Origin of the sequence: Aeromicrobium sp. Leaf291 (assembly GCF_001423365.1) — a bacterium.
Taxonomy (GTDB): Bacteria; Actinomycetota; Actinomycetes; order Propionibacteriales; family Nocardioidaceae; genus Aeromicrobium.
Genome location: NZ_LMNM01000001.1, coordinates 875,661 through 892,466, shown reverse-complemented (window position 1 = coordinate 892,466; position 16,806 = coordinate 875,661). Strand labels below are relative to the sequence as shown.

Sequence of the window (16,806 nt, the reverse complement as noted above, 5' to 3'; positions counted from 1 at the left end):
GCCGTCCTCAGGACACCGCGTCACGGTCGCGGCCCCCCGATCCTGGCCCGGGCGAGATCGAGCGTGCGGCGACCCTCCGCCGTCGCGCGCGCCTCGGTCCACAGCGGCGCCCACCGGGGCGACACCTCGACGGACGAGACACCATCGATGGCCAGAGCCGCCTCGGTGACCTCTTCGATGATGTGGTGGGTGAACGGGCAGCCGGGTTCGGTCAGGGTGACGACGACGCGTGCGCAGCCGTCCACGACGTCCACGGCGTCGACCAGGCCCAGGTCGACGATCGAGGTCGGGGCACCGGCAGCCACCATGCAGGGGTCGGGCACGTCACGCAGGGCGACGGCCACCGCGTCTGCCGCGGTCCCGCTGGTCGCCGGGAGCCGGCTCCCTGCCGCACTCATGCCGGGACCTCGGCGGCGTCGGCGGCGCGCACGATGCTCCAGGGGTCGCGGTACCCGTCCCGGGCCACAGCGGTGGCAAACCGGTCCCCCGCGGTGCTCGCGCGTCGCTCGACCGGGTCGATGCCGTGCAGCCGCGCGAGGTTGCCCCCGAGAATCAGGTCGCGTGTCCGACGATCGAGGGTGTGCGGGACGTCGTCCGGCAGCTCGAACCGGTCGAACGCGTCGAGCAGGTACCGCGGGTGGGGGTTGGTCGCGGCCGAGGAGTAGAGGATCCGGTCCGGGCCGCCCTCTGACAAGAACGCGCCGAGGATCCGCCCGAACGCCGCCGGATCGAGCAGCACGCTGACGAACGAGGCCTCGAGCGTCACGTAGACGTTCGGGTGGTTCATCAACAGCATGCGCGTCTCGTCGATGAACATGAACCCGGCATGGACGATCTGGAAGTTGATGTCCGGGAACCGCGCGGCGGCGCGACCGATGTCGTCGACCCGCATCGCGTCGGTGGAGACCGGCCCGAGGGGCAGCGCCTTGTGCACCGCGATGTTCTTGACCCCGAGCTCCTGGGCGAGCTCGAAGACCGGATAGGCGAAGGTGTCGTCCGACATCTCCCAGTACCGCGTCCGGCCACGCAGGTACTGCGCCGGGTAGAGCTTGATGCCGTCGGCGCCGAGGTCACGGACCTGGTGCTCGATCGACTCGAGCGCCTCCTCGCCCCGGAACAGGTCGGCTGTCGCGTACCAGAGCACCCGCTCCGGGTACCGCCGCTTCAGCTCTGCGCCCTTGTCGATCGCGGAGAGGCCGTCGACGTACGCGTCGTAGATCGGCAGGGAGTGCACGCAGGCCAGGTCCGTGGCGCTCTCCAGGAACATCGTGTCGACGAACTGCTCGATGTCCCAGTCGCGCTCCCACTGCTCACGGGTCAGCTGGTGCTCGGGCGGGTTGATGATGGGGTGCGAGCTCCACATGACGTCGGTGAACGCTTTGCCGTAGGAGCCGCGCTGGTTCTCCGGCGCGAAGTTGTAGGGGTGGCAGACCGCGTCGGCCACGAAGGGCCGGTCCCCGGGCGGGGTCACGTCGGGCGGGGTCGCACTCTCGGGTGCTGGACTGGTCATCGTCGTGCTCCTTCGGTGAGGGCGGCGACCGTGGCCGCCGCGGTCGAGAGGGTGCCGATCCCGTACGCCATGCTGCGCAGGGAGGACGTGTGCAGGTCGTCGTCGACCGCGGCCGTCGCGTCGGCCACGACGACGACCCGGAGGTCGTGGGCGAAGGCGTCGCGGGCGGTGCCCTCGACGCAGACGTTGGTGGTCACGCCGCACACCACGACGGTCCCGACGTCGAGCGCACGCAGCTCCTCCGCGAGGCCGGTGCCGAAGAACGCGCTGTACCGCGTCTTGTCCACCACGCGCTCTCCTGGCCACGGGGTGAGGGCGGGCACGATCTCGGCGTCCCAGTCGTCGCCGACGAGAGCACCGGGCAGGCGCAGCGCCGGCGCGACCTCGAAGAGCAGCCCGGCGTCGCCGTGGTCGGCCCGCAACGAGTAGCGGGTGTGCACGACGTGCGCGCCACCGTTCCGGGCAGCGGCGAGCAGCGACGCCACCGTCGGCACCACCGCGGCCGCCGGCCGGTGGTCGAGCCCGCTGCGGGCGAGGCTGCCGGCCTCGTCGCAGAAGGCGTTCTGCATGTCGACGACGAGCAGTGCCGTGCTCGCGGGGTCGAGCTCCAGGCCCCGTCCGCCGGCGCCGTCGAGGCCGGATGCATACGTATGGATCATCTCGTCGACCATGCCCGTCCCCGCCCTCTCGCCGGCTCAGGCCCGCGCCGGGCCGGTGCTGGAACGGCGGACGAGCCGCACCGGGTGGACCTGTCGCTGCGGCTCCGCCGAGTCGTCGGTGCCGTGGATGCGCCCGAGCACGAGCCGGGCCGCCGCCCGCGCCATCTCGTCCATCGGCTGGCGGACGGTCGTGAGACCGAAGCGGTCCCAGCCGGCCATCGTGAGGTCGTCGTAGCCCATGACCGAGAGATCATCCGGGACCCGCAGCCCGTGCCGCTGGGCGGCGTCGAGCACGCCGAACGCCACGAGGTCGTCGGCGCAGAAGATCGCCGTCGGCACGTCCGGCCCCTGCATGAGCTCGGCGCCCAGCTGCTCGCCGACCTCGTAGGAGAACGGACCCTCGCGTCGCAGCCGCTCGTCGAACGGCACCCCCAGCTGCGCGAGCGTGCCACGGAAGGCCTCCTCGCGGTCACGGAAGACGGCCATCGCGCTCGGACCGGTGATGAGGCCGATGCGGCGGTGGCCGAGCTCGACGAGGTGCTCGGCAGCGAGCCTGCCGCCGGCCGTGTAGTCCGACAGCACGCGATCGAGAGGCCGGCTCTCGATCTCGCGATTCACCAGCACGACCGGCATCCGCAGGTCGGCGAAGCCGGTCGCGGCGGTGTCGGCACTCTGCGCCGAGGCGAACACGACACCGTCGACCGAGCCCAGCAGCAGGTCGACGAGCTCGCTCCCGTCGTCGGAGCCCTGCTGGTCCGACACGAGGAACGTCCGGTAGCCGGCGAGGTGGAGCTCGTCGCGCAGCGCGTCGACGACCTCCAGGAAGTAGGGGTTGCGCAGGTCGGCGACCACGACGCCGATGGTCTGCGTTCGACGTGTCTTGAGGCTGCGCGCCGCGTGGTTGGTGACGTACCCGAGGCGCTGGGCCACCTCCTGGACGAGCAGCTGCGTCTGCTCGGTCACCCTCGGGTCGCGACGGAGCGCACGAGACACGGTCGACTGGGAGACGCCGGCCTCGCGGGCGATGTCGCGACTCGTGGGGCCCACGCGCGTCATGCTACTCAGCAAGGAGCACCTCCCAGAGGGTCGCGGGCACGCCGGGACGTACACAGCGGTCCGGGTAGGGCGAGGGATGCTTCGCCCGCCCGGCCGCGAGCTGGCGTGCCACCGAGGCCACGTGCTGGCCGTGCAGCTCGGCGGTGCGCAGGTCGTTCGCGGGCGGGGCGTCCGGCGGCCGTCGGTCGATGTCGGCCTGTGCCATCACGCCGAGGTACCCGCCCATGCGGTTGAGGGCCGTCTCCATCGACGTCGAGGTGGCGTAGTGGCCCCCGACGTGTCGGACGGGCACCCAGATCATGCCGAGCTGGGCCGCGAACACCGCGAGGTCCTGGAGCGCGTTGAGCTTGTCCCCGGACGGCCCGGCGCTCACCGTGAACCCGCTCGCCACCTTGTTGAGCCACATCCGCTCGCGCCACACGTCTCCCGCGAGCCGTTCGACGAACGTCTTGAACACCGCGCTCACCGAGCCGATGTAGGTCGGGCTGCCGAGCACGACGGCATCGGCGGCATGCAGGCGGTCCCAGTGGTCGTCGACCTGCTCGACCGGCACGAGGAGCGCCGTGGCGCCCTCGACCATGGCGACGCCGCGGGCGACCGCCTCCGCCAGCGCCCGGGTGGAGCCCCGATAGGCGCTGTGGAAGACGACCGCGACGTCGACGTCGGTCATGCCCGGCCCCTGCTCACGGACGCCCGCCCGTTCATCGGCCGGCCTCCGCGCGGTCGCGCAGAACTCGACGCAGGACCTTGCCGCCCGCGTTGCGCGGCAGCGTCTCGACGACCTCGACGTGCTTGGGCACCTTGTAGCCGGCCAGCTGCTCGCGGCAGAACGCGAGCACCTCCTCCACGTCGAGGCGACCCGACGCGCCCGGGGCGAGCGTGACCGAGGCGCGGATCGCCTCGCCCCACCGCTCGTCGGCGACACCGAAGACCGACGCCTCGTCGACCGCGGGGTGGCGGGCCAGCACCTCCTCCACCTCGCGCGGGTACACGTTGAGCCCGCCCGTGATGATCTTGTCGCCCTTGCGGTCGACCAGGTAGAGGTAGCCCTCGTCGTCGCGCACCGCGAGGTCGCCCGCCGAGAACCAGCCGTCGCGCAGCGCGGCCGCGGTGGCCGCCTCGCGCCCCTGGTAGCCAGTGAACAGGTACGGCGAGCGGCTGAACAGCTCACCGACGTCGCCGACGCCGACCTCGTGGCCCTCCTCGTCGAGCAGCCGGACCTCGGTCGCCGGGAACGGCAGCCCGACGGACCGCTCCTTGCGCAGCTGGTCGGCGGGCGCGAGGTTGGACACGACCCCGGCCTCGGTCGAGCCGTAGCACTCGAAGAGGTACCCGTCGCCGATGACGTCGACGATCCGCTCCTTCATCGCCTGCGAGAGCGGCGCCGCGTTGGACACGAGGGTCTTGAGCGCGCCGTGCCCGATCGCCGCGACGCGCTCGTCGCCGAGGCCGAAGAGACCGTGGAAGTGCGTCGGGACCATGAAGGCGTTCGTGATCGGCTCGGCGGCGAACCCGGCCAGCACGGCCTCGGGGTCGAACCTCGGCAGGATCGTCGCGGACCCGCCGAGGAAGACGTTGGCGAGCGTGAACGAGAGCCCGGCCCCGTGGTACATCGGGGCGATCGTGAGCCCGTGGTCGCGGGGACCGTAGGCGCCGTACTCCGCGGCCATCGCCAGGTAGTTGAGCGTGCGCGAGCGGTGCGGGCACAGGACGCCCTTCGGCTCGCCCGTGGTGCCGGAGGTGTAGTGGACGACCATGGCGTCCCACTCGTCCGGGACGACGCCGGGGTGCGAGTCGCGTGCCGCGCCGAGCCAGTCCTCGTAGCCGTCGTCCAGCAGCACGACCGGGATCCCCGCCGCGTCGGCGACCGACCGCGCCACCTCCTCGCACGCCCGGTCGACGACGAGCGCCCGCACCTTGCTGTCGGCCACGATGTAGCTCATCTCCGCCGCCGACGAGGCCGGCGAGATCGTCACGACCGCCAGGCCCGCGCCGGCGAGGCCGACCACCAGCTCGACGTACTCGAGGCGGTTGCCCGCGACGACCGCGACGTGGTCGCCCGACGTGAGCCCCAGCCCGGCGAGAGCGGCGTTGCCCACGCGGTGCACGCGGCTGCGCAGGGCGGCGTAGGTGAGGGTCCGCTCCCCCTCGCGGAGCGCGACCTTGCCGGGAGTGCGTCCGGCCGAGACCCGGACGCCGTCGGCGACCGTGAGCGGGACGAAGGTCGCAGGGATCGCCGCCATCACAGACCGAAGATCCGCACGGCGTTGTCGCGCAGGAGCTTGCGGCGCGACTCCGGTCGCAGTCCCAGCCCGTCGATCTCCTCGATCGCGCGCTCGGGCCCGATCACGGGCCAGTCGGTGCCGAACAGGCACTTGTCCGAGCCCCACGAGTTCGCGAACTTCACGTACTCCGCCGGCCAGTGCTTGGGCGCGTAGGCGTCGGCCGCGACGTAGACGTTCGCGTGCTTGAAGCACATCGCGATCATCTCCTCCGTCCACGGCCAGCCCAGGTGGATGCCGATGATGGTCAGCTCCGGGAAGTCGATCGCCACCCGCTCGAGGGTCTGGGGACGCCCGACGCTCTCGAGGATCCGGTCGCGGCGGTAGTCGAGGCAGTGGCCGACCTGCATCATGATCGGGATCCCGAGCTCGGCGCAGCGGGCGTAGTACGGGTAGTACTGGGCCGCGTCCGGTGCCAGGCCGAACCAGTGCGGGTAGAGGTGCGCCCCCACGAAGCCGAGGTCGTGGACGGCGTGGTCGAGCTCCTTCAGCCCGGAGATCCCGCGGGTCGGGTCGATGCCGGCGAGCCCGCTGAAGCGGCCGGGGAACGCCGCGCAGTAGTCGGCGACGCGCTGGTACGGGATCTCGTAGGAGTGGCGGACGCGCAGGTCGCCCGCCCGGGTGGCGATCAGCAGCGAGCGCTCCACACCGGCCCGGTCCATGGCGGCGACGTAGTCCTCCATGGGGACGCCCCGGCGCATGTCCTCGGGCATGCGGACCTTGTCCATGAAGGTCTCGTCGACGCCGACCTGGTCCTCGGCGATCTCGCGGGGCGTGTGCGGCGCGACGACGATGTCGATCGCGCCGTAGGACATCTCAGTCATCGTTCTCCTTGGTCGGGTGCGGCGCGGACGCCAGCGTGGTCTTGGGCTCGTCGTCCACCCACAGGCGCAGCACGTCGCGCCGCGAGAAGTGACCGTTCGCGTCGAGGAGCGCGTGGACGCCGTCGATGGCCGTCAGGTCGATCTCGGCGGCGAGCAGGCACTCCTCGGGGCCCGTGTGGGGTCCGGCGGCCGTCGTGCCGTCGGGGTTGAAGATCGCCGACCAGCCGCCGCCGGCCGGCTGGATGGTCTGCGGGCCGAGCTCGGCCTCCATGAGCGCGACCATGTCGTCGGTCAGGGGGTTCTGGGCGACTACGACGAAGCACTGGCCGGTGAGCGCGTGCGTGCGCGACATCGCCTCGACCTGCAGGTCGAAGCTCTCCTCCATCCCCCGATGGGTCTGGAGGCCGGGCCAGGCGCCGGCATGGACCTGCTCGCCTTGGACGATGAGGGCCTGGCGCGCCAGGTTCATGGTGTGCTCCCAGCAGGCGAGGCCGCCCACGCGGCCGAGCCGGGTCTCGAACACGCTCAGCGTCGACGCGTCCCCCTGCCCCCAGACGAAGCGCTCCGCGTACGTCGGCTGGAGCTTGCGGTGGATGCCCAGCAGCGTGCCCTCGTCGTCGATGTGGACCTGCGTGTTGTAGAGCGTCCCGCCGTCGCGCTCGGAGACTCCGAGGACGACGTTCACGCCTGCCTGACGAGCCGCGTCCTGCACACGCGCGACGAGCGGCCCCGGCACCTCCACCGACGCGCCGCGGTAGCGCGCGTGCATGCCGAACAGGTCGGCCGGCGGGTACAGGTTGATCCAGTAGGGGAAGCCGGGCACGAACACCTCGGGGAAGACCAGCAGGTCGATGCCGCGCTCGCCCGCCTCCGCCACGAACCCGCACGCCTTGTCGATCGTCGCCTCGGCGTCGAGCAGCACGGGCGCGGCGTGCACCGCGGCGACCGTCCACACGGTCCGATCGCCGGTCGTCATGCCGCGGATCCCGAGATCGGTGCGGACCCGCGGGTGACCAGCTGCGACAGCCCCACGGCCACCACGAGCGCGCCGCCGTAGAACAGCTGCTGCACGTAGTTCTCGGCGCCCAGGAACTGCAGCCCCGTGATGCCGGTGGCCAGGAAGTAGGTCGCGACGAGCGTGCCCCAGGCGTTGAACCGGCCGGGCATGATCGCCGTCGCGCCGAGGAAGGCGCCGGCGAAGACGGGAAGCAGGAAGCTCGGTCCCGACGTCGGGTCGGCCGACCCGGACGTCCCGGCGTACATGACCCCGGCGACGCCGGCGAGCGTGCCGCCCGTGACCAGGGCCCCCACCCGCACGCGGTCGACCCGCAGGCCGCTCAGGCGCGCCACCGACCGGCCGCGGCCGACGATGAGCATCCGCCGGCCCAGGGTCGTGAACTCCATGACGTACCAGAGGACGACGACGGCGAGCAGTGCGTAGTAGAACTGGATCGGGATGCCGAGAAGGCTGTTGCCGACCGTCCAGTCGCTCAGGGCGACGTCGATGCCGGGCACCGTCGAGGAGCCCGAGATCATCAGCGTGACTCCGTAGGCGAAGGTCCCCGTGCCGAGCGTGACGATGATCGGGTCGATGCGGCACAGCGTGGCCAGCACGCCGTTCAGCAGACCCATCGCCGACCCGACCAGGATCGCGGCCACGATCGCGAACCCGATCGGCCAGCCGTGGTTCACGTTGAGCACGGCCACGGTCACGCTGGACAAGGTGAGCGTGTAGGCCAGCGAGAGATCGATGTCGCCGGTCGTCAGCGGCACGATCAGCCCGAGCGTGAGGATCAGGAAGACCGACTGCGTCGACAGCATCGACGACCAGTTCGCCGAGGTCGCGAAGGTGTCCGGCCGCAGGATGCTGAAGATGACGATCGTCACGACCCAGACGGCCGGAAGGGCCAGACGGCTCGGCAGTCCTGCCGGGAGTCGTCGGGCCGGGCGAGCCGTGTGCGGAGCGGTGCTCTTCTCGGCGGTGGTGGTCATGGGAGCCTCAGTCCTGGGAGGGGTCGGTCGGGTCGGCGGGGTCACGCCGCGTCCTCGGCGGCGGCGGCAAGCTGCACGCTGCTCAGGCAGCGCTCGGTGATGCGTTCCTTGGTGACGTCCCCTCCGGTCAGCTCCGCGACCACCCGGCCGCGGGCCAGCACGACCACGCGGTCGCACAGCGCGGCCAGCTGCTCGTGGTCGGAGCTCGCGCAGACCACAGCGCCCCCGGCGTCCGCGCTGCCGCGGATGACGTCCCAGATCTGACCTCGTGCGCCGACGTCGACACCCTGGGTCGGCTCGTGCAGCAGGAGCAGGCGCGGGCCGGTCTGCAGCCACTTGGCGATGACCGCCTTCTGCTGGTTGCCGCCGGACAGTGCCGACAGGGGCAGCGAGGGATCGCGGGGACGCACGTCGTACTCCTCCATGAGCGCGGCGGTGGCCGTCGTCATCGCCCGGCGGTCGAGGCCGAGGGCTCCCCGGAACCGGCCGAGGACCGGCATCGTGACGTTGTCGGTGACCGGGAGGGTCTGCACGGCCGAGTCGTTCTTGCGGTCGGCGGGCACGAGCGCGGTGGAGGCACACGGGCCGCGTCGCGACGTGAGGTCGTGCTCGGTCCCGTCGAGCTCGAGGCGGCCGGACGTCGGCGCGACGGCGCCGTGCAGCACGTAGGGCAGGGCCTCGAAGCCGGAGCCGAGCAGGCCGGTCACGCCCAGCACCTCACCCTCGTGGACGTCGAGGTCGACGTCCACGAGGGGGTCCGACGTGAGTCCACGCACCCGTGCCATCACCGGCGCGGCGTTCACGGTCGTCCCCGCCGCCGGGGGCGCGTGAGCCTCCAGCCGGCGGCCGATGATGCGCTCGATGAGGGCGTCGTGGTCGGTCTCGGCCGTCACGAGGGTGTCGACGAGACGACCGTCGCGCAGGACGGTGGCGCGATCGGTCACCCGCAGCACCTCGTCGATGTCGTGGGAGACGAACAGCACCGACGCCCCGGACGCCGCGATGTCGCGCATCAGGCCGAACAGCTGGTCGACCTCCTCCCGCGGGAGGAAGACGGTCGGCTCGTCCAGGACGAGCAGGCCGTGGGCGCCTCCGTCGCCGTGGCCGCGCGCCTCGCGCATCCCCTCCATGGCCCGGGCGATCGCGAGCTGGGCACGCTGCACCGGTCGGACGTCCGCGACCGTCGCCGCCGGGTCGAGGTCGATGCCGTAGCGCTCGAAGACCTGCCGGGCCTTGCGCCGCTCCTGCGCCCACGAGATCCGTAGCCGCCGCTGGGCCATGTCGGCCACGACGAGGTTCTCCACGACGCTCAGCGACTCGATCAGCCCGAGGTCCTGGTGGACGAACTGCAGACCCAGCGTGCGGGGCGCGTCCGGCTGCAGCGGCAGCGCGACGTCGCGCCCGCCGACCCGCAGGCGGCCGCCGTCCGGGTCGTGGAACCCGGCAAGGACCTTGATGAGGGTCGACTTGCCCGAACCGTTCTCCCCGAGCAGGCCGTGCACCTCCCCCGGCGCGACCGACAGGTCGACCGCGTCGAGGACGGTGGTGCCGCCGAACGTCTTGGTGAGTCCGACCAGCTCGAGGACGGACGGTCCGGGCGTCGCCATGGCTACTTGACCCCCCACAGCTCGAGGTAGCCGTCCTTGAAGGTGTCGCCGTAGCCCTGGGTGGGCTTCGGCGGCGTGCCCGCCTCGTCGATGTTCGACGAGTCCCAGACGCGGACGGGCGTGTCCATCTCGGTCGCGTCGTCGGCGTCGCCGTTCACGAGCACGCGCAGCGCACGGTCGATCGTGGACCACCCGGTCCACTCCAGGTTCTCGCCCATGGTGGAGGTGACGGTGCCGTCGGCGATTCCCGAGAGGGCGAAGCCCTGGCCGTTGAACCCCGTCAGCTTGACCTTGCCCTTGCGACCCGCGGCCTGGATGGCCGGGACGACGTTCGGCATGGCGCCGTCGTAGATCGTGATGACCCAGTTGATGCTCGGGTCCTTCAGGAGCGCGGTGCGCACCTCGCCCTGCAGCTTGGTGGCCCAGTCGACGATCGGGACGTTGAGGACCTCGTTCTCGCACGAGTCGCACACGGCGGCCAGCTCGTCCTGGATCATCTTGACCAGGCCGCGGCTCGCGGGCGCCTCGTTCGCGGTGACGATCAGCGCGTTCACGTCGGCGCCGTCCTCGGCGACCGTGTAGTCGGCCATGAGCTTGGCCCCCTGGACGAACGGTCCGGGCTGCACCGCGGTGAGTCCGGTGACGTTGGTCTTCGGGAGCGTGCCCTTCGGGAACTCGTCGTCGAGCGGCACGTGGTTGGCGATGACGGGGATGCCCGCCGCCTCGGCGGCCTTGATCTGTGGCTGCAGCTGCGACGGGGAGGGCGAGCCGTTGAGGACGATGAGGTCGGGCTTGGAGGAGATCGCCTTGTCGAAGCACTTCACCCAGCCGCCGACGGTGCCGTCGTTGTTGCAGTCGTCGACCTCGAGCCCGGCCTCCTTCGCCGCATCCTTGAGCCCGACGTTGATCTCCTGGACGAACGGGAGCATGGGGTAGTCGGGCACGAGCGCGATGCGCTTGCCGCGCGCCGCGCTCGCGTCGAAGGCGGGTCCGGGGGCGACGAACTCGGGCACGGCCTTCGCCTCGTCGATGGCGGCCTTCGCGGCGGCCTGGTCGGCGGTGCCGCCTCCGGCGCCGCCTTCGCTGCCGGAGCCCGAGCCGCAGGCGGCCACGAGCAGCAGGGACAGGGTGGCCGCACCGACGGCGGCTCCTCGGGGGGTGGGTCGTCGCATGAGATTCCTCGTTCTCTGGGGGGTGGGACGACCGGACCTCGCGCCCGTCGACCCCAGCGCGAGCCGAGCGACTCACCCTGATGACTACGTATGCAAGCCCATCTGTGCATACGTTGTCAATGCCTTGTCGGCAGGAGTTTCTCCGGAACTGAGGTCGCCACGGTCACCGGTCTGTTTCGCCGCGATGACGTCGCAGGTCAGATGCGGCGGAACCTCGCTCGGCCGTGCGTGGTCACGCGCCGGGGACGGCGGGCCGGAGGTGCCCGACGGCTGGTGTCGCCCGGCCGTGGATGGGCGTCTGCGCGCCGCGCAGGTGCTGCATCGAGGCACCGTGCCGAGAGGCCGTCACCTCGGCGGCGATCGCGAGCGCCGTCTCGGCGGGCGTCCGTCCACCCAGGTGCAGCCCGATGGGACTGTGCAGGCGCGCCACCCGCTCGGGCGGCACGCCCGCGTCCGCGAGCGACGCCACGCGACGATGATGGGTGCGCGCCGACCCCATGGCCCCGACGTAGCCCAGGTCGTCGCGCGTCAGGGCGAGGGTCAGCAGCGGGAGGTCGAACTTCTCGTCGTGCGTCAGCACGCACACCACGGTCCGCCCGTCGGTCCGTCCGGCCAGCACCTCCCGCTCGAGGTGGCGGTGGGGCCAGTCGACGACCACCTCGTCCGCCGAGGGGAACCGCTCGGAGGTGGCGAAGACGGCACGTGCGTCGCACACCGTCGTCCGGTACCCCAGCAGCCGCACCTGGTCGCACAACGCTGCGGCGAAGTCGACGGCGCCGTACACGAGCAGGCGCGGGGCCGCCTCCAGGACCGAGACGAACGCCTCGCGCCCGGGGCTAGTCGGATCGGGGCTGGTCGGATCGGGGCTGGTCGGGTCCGGGCTGGTCGGGTCCGGGCTGGTCGGGTCGGGGCTGGTCGGGTCGGGGCCGGTCGGGCCGTGGCCGAGCCGGACCAGGCCGCCGCCCGCTGACGCGGCGACCGAGACCCGGGCGAGGTCGTCCCCGTCCCAGCCGTCGACGCCGTCGAGCGCGACGTCCTCGAGCAGGATGCGCGGCGCGGGAGGTGCGCCGTCCGCGGGGGGCGCGGACACGATCGTCGTCGTGCGCCCGTCCCGGACGCTCGCCAGGACGGTCGTCCAGAGCGGTCGCTGGTCGACGTCCACCCGCTCGACGTGGACCTCGATGGTGCCGCCACAGGTCAGTCCCACCGCGATCGCGTCGTCGTCGCTCACGTCGAAGCGGCACCGGACCGGTTCACCGGTGTCCTGGACCTGCTCGGCGAGCTCGTAGGTCGCGCCCTCCACGCAGCCTCCGGAGATCGAGCCGACCACGCGACCGTCCAGCCGTCGCAGCATGGCGGCGCCCGCCGGCTGTGGCGCACTGCCCCACGTGCCGACGACGGTCGCCAGCACCACGGACCCGTCCTCGTCCAGGGCGCGGACCAGGTCGGGCAGCACGGCGCGCACGGCGTCAGCCCAGGTGGACCGTGAGGCCACCGTCGACGACGAGCGCCTGGCCCGTGACGTAGCGCGCGGCGTCGGAGGCGAGGAAGAGCACCACGTCGGCGACCTCGTCCGGCTCGCCGATCCGTCGCAGCGGGACGCTCGAGGCCGCCGCGTCGAGGGCCACGGCACCCGCGGAGTTGACCTCGTCGAGCGACTGGGCCGTCCGGATCATCCCCGGCGCGACGGCGTTGACCCGGATACCGTCGGGGCCGAGCTCGGACGCCAGGGCGCGCACCAGACCCACGAGACCGGCCTTGGAGGTGGAGTAGTGCGCGTGCTCGGCCCAGCCGTAGGCCACGCCGTGCACGGACGACATCGCGACCACGCTTCCCCCGCCGCGGGCTCGGAGCCCGGGCAGCGCGGCGCGCACGACGCGCATGGCTCCGGTGAGGTTCACGTCGAGGACGTGGGCCCACTCGGCGTCGGTCAGGTCGCCGAAGGGACGGCGGCGGGCGATGCCGGCGTTCGCGACGACGACGTCGAAGCCGTCGTCCGCCGTGGCCGCGATCCCGGCGACCACGTCGTCGGGCACCTCGACGTCCAGGTGCACGTACTCCGCCGAGAGGCCCTCGGCGACCAGCGCGGCCACCAGCTCGGACCCCTCCGCGTCGAGCACGTCGGCCACCACCACGTGGTCCCCGGCCTGGGCCAGGGACCTCACGCACGCCGCGCCGATCCCCAGCGACCCGCCGGTGACCAGGACCCTACGGCGGCGGCCCTCCACCACTACTCCGCCAGCCCGACGCTGACGATCGCGTCGCCGCGCAGCGCGTCGGAGAACGGGCACATCTGGTCGGCCTCGGCGACGTACTTCTCCGCGACGACGGGGTCGACGTCGGGGAGCTCGGCGGTCACCGCCACGTCGAGCCGGTAGCCCTCCGGGTAGCGGAAGATGCCGACCTGCGCCGAGACGACCGGCTCGACGTCCGTGACGTCGTGCTGGCCCAGCACCGCGCGGAGCGCCGTGTTGAAGCACGCGGCGTACCCGGCGGCGAGCAGCTGCTCGGGGTTGGTGCCGGGGCCGGAGTCGCCGCCCAGCTCCTTCGGTGCGGAGAGCTGGAGGTCGAGACGACCGTCGCTGGTGGCGACGGACCCGCCGCGGCCCGTGGTGGTGGTGGCCTCGGTGGAGTACAGGATCTTGGGCATGGCTGGTCCTTCGTGTCGGAGGTGAGGTGGATCAGATCTGACGACCGATGAGCTCACCCTCGTAGGTGAGCTCGGCGATCTTGCGCGGGGCGAGCGCGTCGCCCACGCGCTGGACGGTCTCGCCGAGGTCCACGAGCTCCTCGGCCAGGTCCGTGCGGGAGCGGCGGTGGATGGAGAGCACCAGCGTGCTCACGTCGGGGATCTCGACCGAGCGCCCGTTCCAGAGGTCGGACGTCACGACGCAGGCGCCGCTGACCGCGTCGAGCCGCCGCTGCGGGACGAACTCGACCCCGAGGTCGAGCAGGCGGGGCATCTTCCACGGCAGGCCGAGGTGGCGCTCCAGCTCCGCTCCGACGTACATCTGCGGGGTGACGATCGAGACGTGGGCCCCGGCCTCGGCCACGAGCTCGGCCAGGCCGAGCGGCAGGTACTGCCCGGACTCGTCCACGATCACCACGCGCGGACCGAGAGCACTGCCGCCGTGCTCGAGCACGCGGCGCACGGCCTCGTCGATGGCGAGGACGTGGGGGGCGTCGATGCCGGGCACCTCGTCGACCTGGGGCGTCCAGGGACTCACTCCCCGGGTGTCGTAGTACGAGCCGACCGCCAGGAAGACGCGGTCGGCCCCGAAGGACCGGACGAAGTCGGCGTCGGCGCGTGTCCCGAGCCGGATCTCGACACCGGCGTTCTGCGCCGCGCGCACCAGGTCGTCCGCAGCGACGGCCCAGCCGGGCTGCTGCGGCATCGAGGACAGGAGGTTCAGGTGACCGCCCAGCTCGTCGCGCTCCTCCACGAGGGTCACGCGATGGCCCCGCGTGGCGGCGACCGAGGCCAGCTTGAGGCCGGAGGGGCCCCCGCCCACGACCAGCACGCTCTTCGCGTCCTCGGGCGCGACCCTGTCGGTGGTGCCCCAGCGCGCCTCGCGGCCGGTGACCGGGTTCATCATGCAGATGACCTCGGTCTCGTCGAACAACCGCCCGATGCACTCGTTGACGCTCGTGCAGCGGATGATCTCGTGCTCACGCCCCTCGAGGGTCTTGCGGACGATCTGCGGGTCGGCCAGCTGCGCCCGGCCCATGGCGACGACGTCGGCGGCGCCCGAGGCGATGACCTCCTCGGCCAGGTGGAGGTCCTTGATCTTGCCCACGGCGATGACAGCGGCCCGGTCGGACACGATCTCCTTGGCGCGTCGCGCGAACGGCACGAGGTGGCCGTCGTCCTCCTGCATGGGCGCCGTCCCGCGGTGAAGCGTGTGGTAGCTGCCCGCCGAGATGCTGAAGTAGTCGAACAGCCCGGTCGAGGCGAACAGGCGCACGTGCTCGTCGGCCTCGTCGGGCGTGATGCCGACGCCGTCGACGAACTCGTCGTAGGACAGGCGGATGCCGAGCGCCAGGTCGTCGCCGACCTCGGCGCGGATGCCCCGGGCGATGTCGAGGATGATCCGGGCCCGGTTCTCCAACGAGCCGCCGTACCGGTCGGTGCGCTTGTTGTAGATCGAGCTCAGGAACTGGCACAGCAGGTAGCCGTGCGCGGCGTGCAGCTCCACCCCGTCGAGGCCGCCGTCGCGCACGTTGCGCGCCGACCGGACGAAGCCGGCGACGATCTCGTCGATCTCGCGCTGGCCCATCACCGACGGCACCTCGTTGTGCACGATCGACGGGATGTCCGAGACGCCCCACAGCGGGTGCCACTCGTCGAGCAGCATCATGCCCTTGTCGTGGGTACCGGGCCCGAAGAGCTCGACCGCACCCATCGCGCCGTGCTCGTGCACGATGTCGGCCATCTTCTGGAACTGCGGCACGGAGTGCATCTCCCACGCCGAGCACGGGTGGTGGAAGGAGCCCTTGGCGATGGGGTAGGCCGCGTGCTGCTCGGTGACGATCATGGCGGCGCCGCCCTCGACCAGCCGGCGGTAGTGGTCCAGGTGGCGCTGGCTCAGCACGCCGTCCTCGCCCCAGTTGAGCACCCGCGGGGGCACGATGATGCGGTTCTTGAGCCGCAGCGGGCCGATCTGCATCGGCTGCCAGACCCGGCTCAGCGTGGTGGTGGCGTTCGTCGTCATCGTCGGTCCTCTCGTCGCGGGTCGGGCTGGTCGGTGCTCACGAGTCCGACAGCAGGTCGTTCATGCGGGCGTAGGCGTCGTCGCGCGCCGCCACGAGCGTCTCGCCCTCGTCGGGTGCGTAGGCGCGGAAGCCGCGGCCCGTCTTCAGCCCGTAGTGGCCCTGGTCGGTGAGCGCCACCAGCGAGTCCGGGGCGGCGAAGCGGTCCCCGAAGCCCTGCTGGAGGGTCGCGAAGATGCTGCGGTACACGTCCAGGCCCGCCATGTCGGCGATCGCGAACGGTCCGAAGAACGGCAGCCTGAACCCGAAGGAGGTCGAGACGACCGTGTCCAGGTCGGCGGCGGTGACCAGTCCCTCCTCGACGCACTTCACGGCCTCGAGGAAGAGCGCCATCTGCAGCCGGTTGGCGATGAAGCCAGGCGAGCTGCGCACGGTGGCCGGATGCTTGCCCGCGGCGGTCAGCCAGGCGGAGACCCGCTCGACGACGGCCGGGTCGGTCGCCTCGCCGGCGATGACCTCGACGCCGGGGATGACGTCGGCGGGGTTGAAGAAGTGCATGCCGAGGAACCGCTCGGGTCGCAGGCAGTCCTCGGCGAGCTCGTCGATCGGGAACGACGACGTGTTGGTGGCGATGATGCAGTGCGCGGGCGCATGCTCCGACACCGTCCGCAGGACCGAGGCCTTGATCGCGCGGTCCTCGGCGACGACCTCGACCACGAGGCCTGCGCCCTGCACGAGCTCCTCGAGAGTGGCGACGTCGGTGGCACGCACCCGCCCGTCGTCGCCCCGCAGCTCGTCGGCGGAGAGGGAGTCCACCCATCGTGCGGCCACGCCGGGCAGGTGGTCGTGGATGCGCACGTCGTGCCCGGCACGCAGGAACAGCCCGGCGATGCCGCGACCCATGGTCCCCGCGCCCACGACCGCCACGGTCGTGACGTCGTCGCTGATGGCCTGGGTCGTGGCCTCGGTCGTCTCGGTCATGGTCTCTCCGTCA

General features: G+C 72.0%; 16 protein-coding genes. All 16 read right to left on the bottom strand.

The window, feature by feature from the left end; genetic code table 11:
• Positions 1-20 precede the first annotated feature (20 nt).
• The 16 genes from ASF35_RS04460 to ASF35_RS04385 all read right to left on the bottom strand — a co-directional run bounded on the left by ASF35_RS04460 (position 21) and on the right by ASF35_RS04385 (position 16,793).
• Positions 21-398: a metal-sulfur cluster assembly factor gene (locus ASF35_RS04460; protein WP_082480317.1), complete on the bottom strand. Its 378-nt coding sequence runs from the start codon at positions 396-398 to the stop codon at positions 21-23.
• Complete coding sequence (locus tag ASF35_RS04455; protein WP_056556291.1) at positions 395-1,510, bottom strand: amidohydrolase family protein; 1,116 nt, start codon at positions 1,508-1,510, stop codon at positions 395-397. The genes ASF35_RS04460 and ASF35_RS04455 overlap by 4 nt, the downstream gene beginning before the upstream one ends.
• A complete protein-coding gene (locus ASF35_RS04450) occupies positions 1,507-2,169 on the bottom strand; it encodes a cysteine hydrolase (protein WP_162239301.1) in 663 nt (220 codons plus the stop codon). Before ASF35_RS04450 ends, ASF35_RS04455 begins: the two co-directional genes overlap by 4 nt.
• A 36-nt stretch (positions 2,170-2,205) precedes the next feature.
• A complete protein-coding gene (locus ASF35_RS04445; RefSeq protein WP_162239230.1) occupies positions 2,206-3,216 on the bottom strand; it encodes a LacI family DNA-binding transcriptional regulator in 1,011 nt (336 codons plus the stop codon).
• A gap of 10 nt (positions 3,217-3,226) precedes the next feature.
• Positions 3,227-3,895 carry a flavodoxin family protein gene (locus tag ASF35_RS04440; protein ID WP_082495364.1) on the bottom strand — a complete coding sequence of 223 codons (669 nt, stop codon included), beginning with the start codon at positions 3,893-3,895 and terminating at the stop codon, positions 3,227-3,229.
• 31 nt (positions 3,896-3,926) lie between these two features.
• Positions 3,927-5,468: a class I adenylate-forming enzyme family protein gene (locus ASF35_RS04435; RefSeq protein WP_055963384.1), complete on the bottom strand. Its 1,542-nt coding sequence runs from the start codon at positions 5,466-5,468 to the stop codon at positions 3,927-3,929.
• Positions 5,468-6,331, bottom strand: a complete 864-nt coding sequence (locus ASF35_RS04430) for an amidohydrolase family protein (protein ID WP_082480323.1) — start codon at positions 6,329-6,331, stop codon at positions 5,468-5,470. Before ASF35_RS04430 ends, ASF35_RS04435 begins: the two co-directional genes overlap by 1 nt.
• Positions 6,324-7,307, bottom strand: coding sequence for a carbon-nitrogen hydrolase family protein (locus ASF35_RS04425; protein ID WP_055963377.1), 984 nt, complete (start codon positions 7,305-7,307; stop codon positions 6,324-6,326). Before ASF35_RS04425 ends, ASF35_RS04430 begins: the two co-directional genes overlap by 8 nt.
• Complete coding sequence (locus tag ASF35_RS04420; RefSeq protein WP_055963374.1) at positions 7,304-8,323, bottom strand: ABC transporter permease; 1,020 nt, start codon at positions 8,321-8,323, stop codon at positions 7,304-7,306. Before ASF35_RS04420 ends, ASF35_RS04425 begins: the two co-directional genes overlap by 4 nt.
• 41 nt (positions 8,324-8,364) lie before the next feature.
• On the bottom strand, positions 8,365-9,930 hold the full coding sequence (locus ASF35_RS04415) for a sugar ABC transporter ATP-binding protein (protein WP_055963371.1): 1,566 nt from the start codon (positions 9,928-9,930) through the stop codon (positions 8,365-8,367).
• A 2-nt stretch (positions 9,931-9,932) separates the two neighbouring features.
• Positions 9,933-11,102 (bottom strand): sugar ABC transporter substrate-binding protein, encoded by a 1,170-nt coding sequence (locus ASF35_RS04410; RefSeq protein WP_055963366.1) that lies wholly within the window; start codon positions 11,100-11,102, stop codon positions 9,933-9,935.
• Between the two features lie 232 nt (positions 11,103-11,334).
• A complete protein-coding gene (locus tag ASF35_RS04405; protein WP_082495444.1) occupies positions 11,335-12,567 on the bottom strand; it encodes an XdhC family protein in 1,233 nt (410 codons plus the stop codon).
• Between the two features lie 4 nt (positions 12,568-12,571).
• Complete coding sequence (locus ASF35_RS04400; RefSeq protein WP_200931718.1) at positions 12,572-13,330, bottom strand: SDR family NAD(P)-dependent oxidoreductase; 759 nt, start codon at positions 13,328-13,330, stop codon at positions 12,572-12,574.
• Between the two features lie 2 nt (positions 13,331-13,332).
• Complete coding sequence (locus ASF35_RS04395) at positions 13,333-13,752, bottom strand: Ohr family peroxiredoxin (RefSeq protein ID WP_055963360.1); 420 nt, start codon at positions 13,750-13,752, stop codon at positions 13,333-13,335.
• Positions 13,753-13,783: 31 nt separating this feature from the next.
• Positions 13,784-15,814 (bottom strand): FAD-dependent oxidoreductase, encoded by a 2,031-nt coding sequence (locus tag ASF35_RS04390; RefSeq protein ID WP_055963356.1) that lies wholly within the window; start codon positions 15,812-15,814, stop codon positions 13,784-13,786.
• Positions 15,815-15,851: 37 nt separating this feature from the next.
• Positions 15,852-16,793, bottom strand: a complete 942-nt coding sequence (locus tag ASF35_RS04385; RefSeq protein WP_082495363.1) for a 3-hydroxyacyl-CoA dehydrogenase family protein — start codon at positions 16,791-16,793, stop codon at positions 15,852-15,854.
• Positions 16,794-16,806: the final 13 nt, after the last annotated feature.

What these genes read in the sequence shown, in the direction of transcription:
- ASF35_RS04425 (WP_055963377.1), bottom strand. Translation starts at nt 7,307, where the DNA reads ATGACGACCGGCGATCGGACCGTGTGGACGGTCGCCGCGGTGCACGCC.
- ASF35_RS04390 (WP_055963356.1), bottom strand. Translation starts at nt 15,814, where the DNA reads ATGACGACGAACGCCACCACCACGCTGAGCCGGGTCTGGCAGCCGATG.
- ASF35_RS04450 (WP_162239301.1), bottom strand. Translation starts at nt 2,169, where the DNA reads ATGATCCATACGTATGCATCCGGCCTCGACGGCGCCGGCGGACGGGGC.
- ASF35_RS04420 (WP_055963374.1), bottom strand. Translation starts at nt 8,323, where the DNA reads ATGACCACCACCGCCGAGAAGAGCACCGCTCCGCACACGGCTCGCCCG.
- ASF35_RS04415 (WP_055963371.1), bottom strand. Translation starts at nt 9,930, where the DNA reads ATGGCGACGCCCGGACCGTCCGTCCTCGAGCTGGTCGGACTCACCAAG.
- ASF35_RS04455 (WP_056556291.1), bottom strand. Translation starts at nt 1,510, where the DNA reads ATGACCAGTCCAGCACCCGAGAGTGCGACCCCGCCCGACGTGACCCCG.
- ASF35_RS04410 (WP_055963366.1), bottom strand. Translation starts at nt 11,102, where the DNA reads ATGCGACGACCCACCCCCCGAGGAGCCGCCGTCGGTGCGGCCACCCTG.
- ASF35_RS04435 (WP_055963384.1), bottom strand. Translation starts at nt 5,468, where the DNA reads ATGGCGGCGATCCCTGCGACCTTCGTCCCGCTCACGGTCGCCGACGGC.
- ASF35_RS04385 (WP_082495363.1), bottom strand. Translation starts at nt 16,793, where the DNA reads ATGACCGAGACGACCGAGGCCACGACCCAGGCCATCAGCGACGACGTC.
- ASF35_RS04395 (WP_055963360.1), bottom strand. Translation starts at nt 13,752, where the DNA reads ATGCCCAAGATCCTGTACTCCACCGAGGCCACCACCACCACGGGCCGC.
- ASF35_RS04460 (WP_082480317.1), bottom strand. Translation starts at nt 398, where the DNA reads ATGAGTGCGGCAGGGAGCCGGCTCCCGGCGACCAGCGGGACCGCGGCA.
- ASF35_RS04440 (WP_082495364.1), bottom strand. Translation starts at nt 3,895, where the DNA reads ATGACCGACGTCGACGTCGCGGTCGTCTTCCACAGCGCCTATCGGGGC.
- ASF35_RS04430 (WP_082480323.1), bottom strand. Translation starts at nt 6,331, where the DNA reads ATGACTGAGATGTCCTACGGCGCGATCGACATCGTCGTCGCGCCGCAC.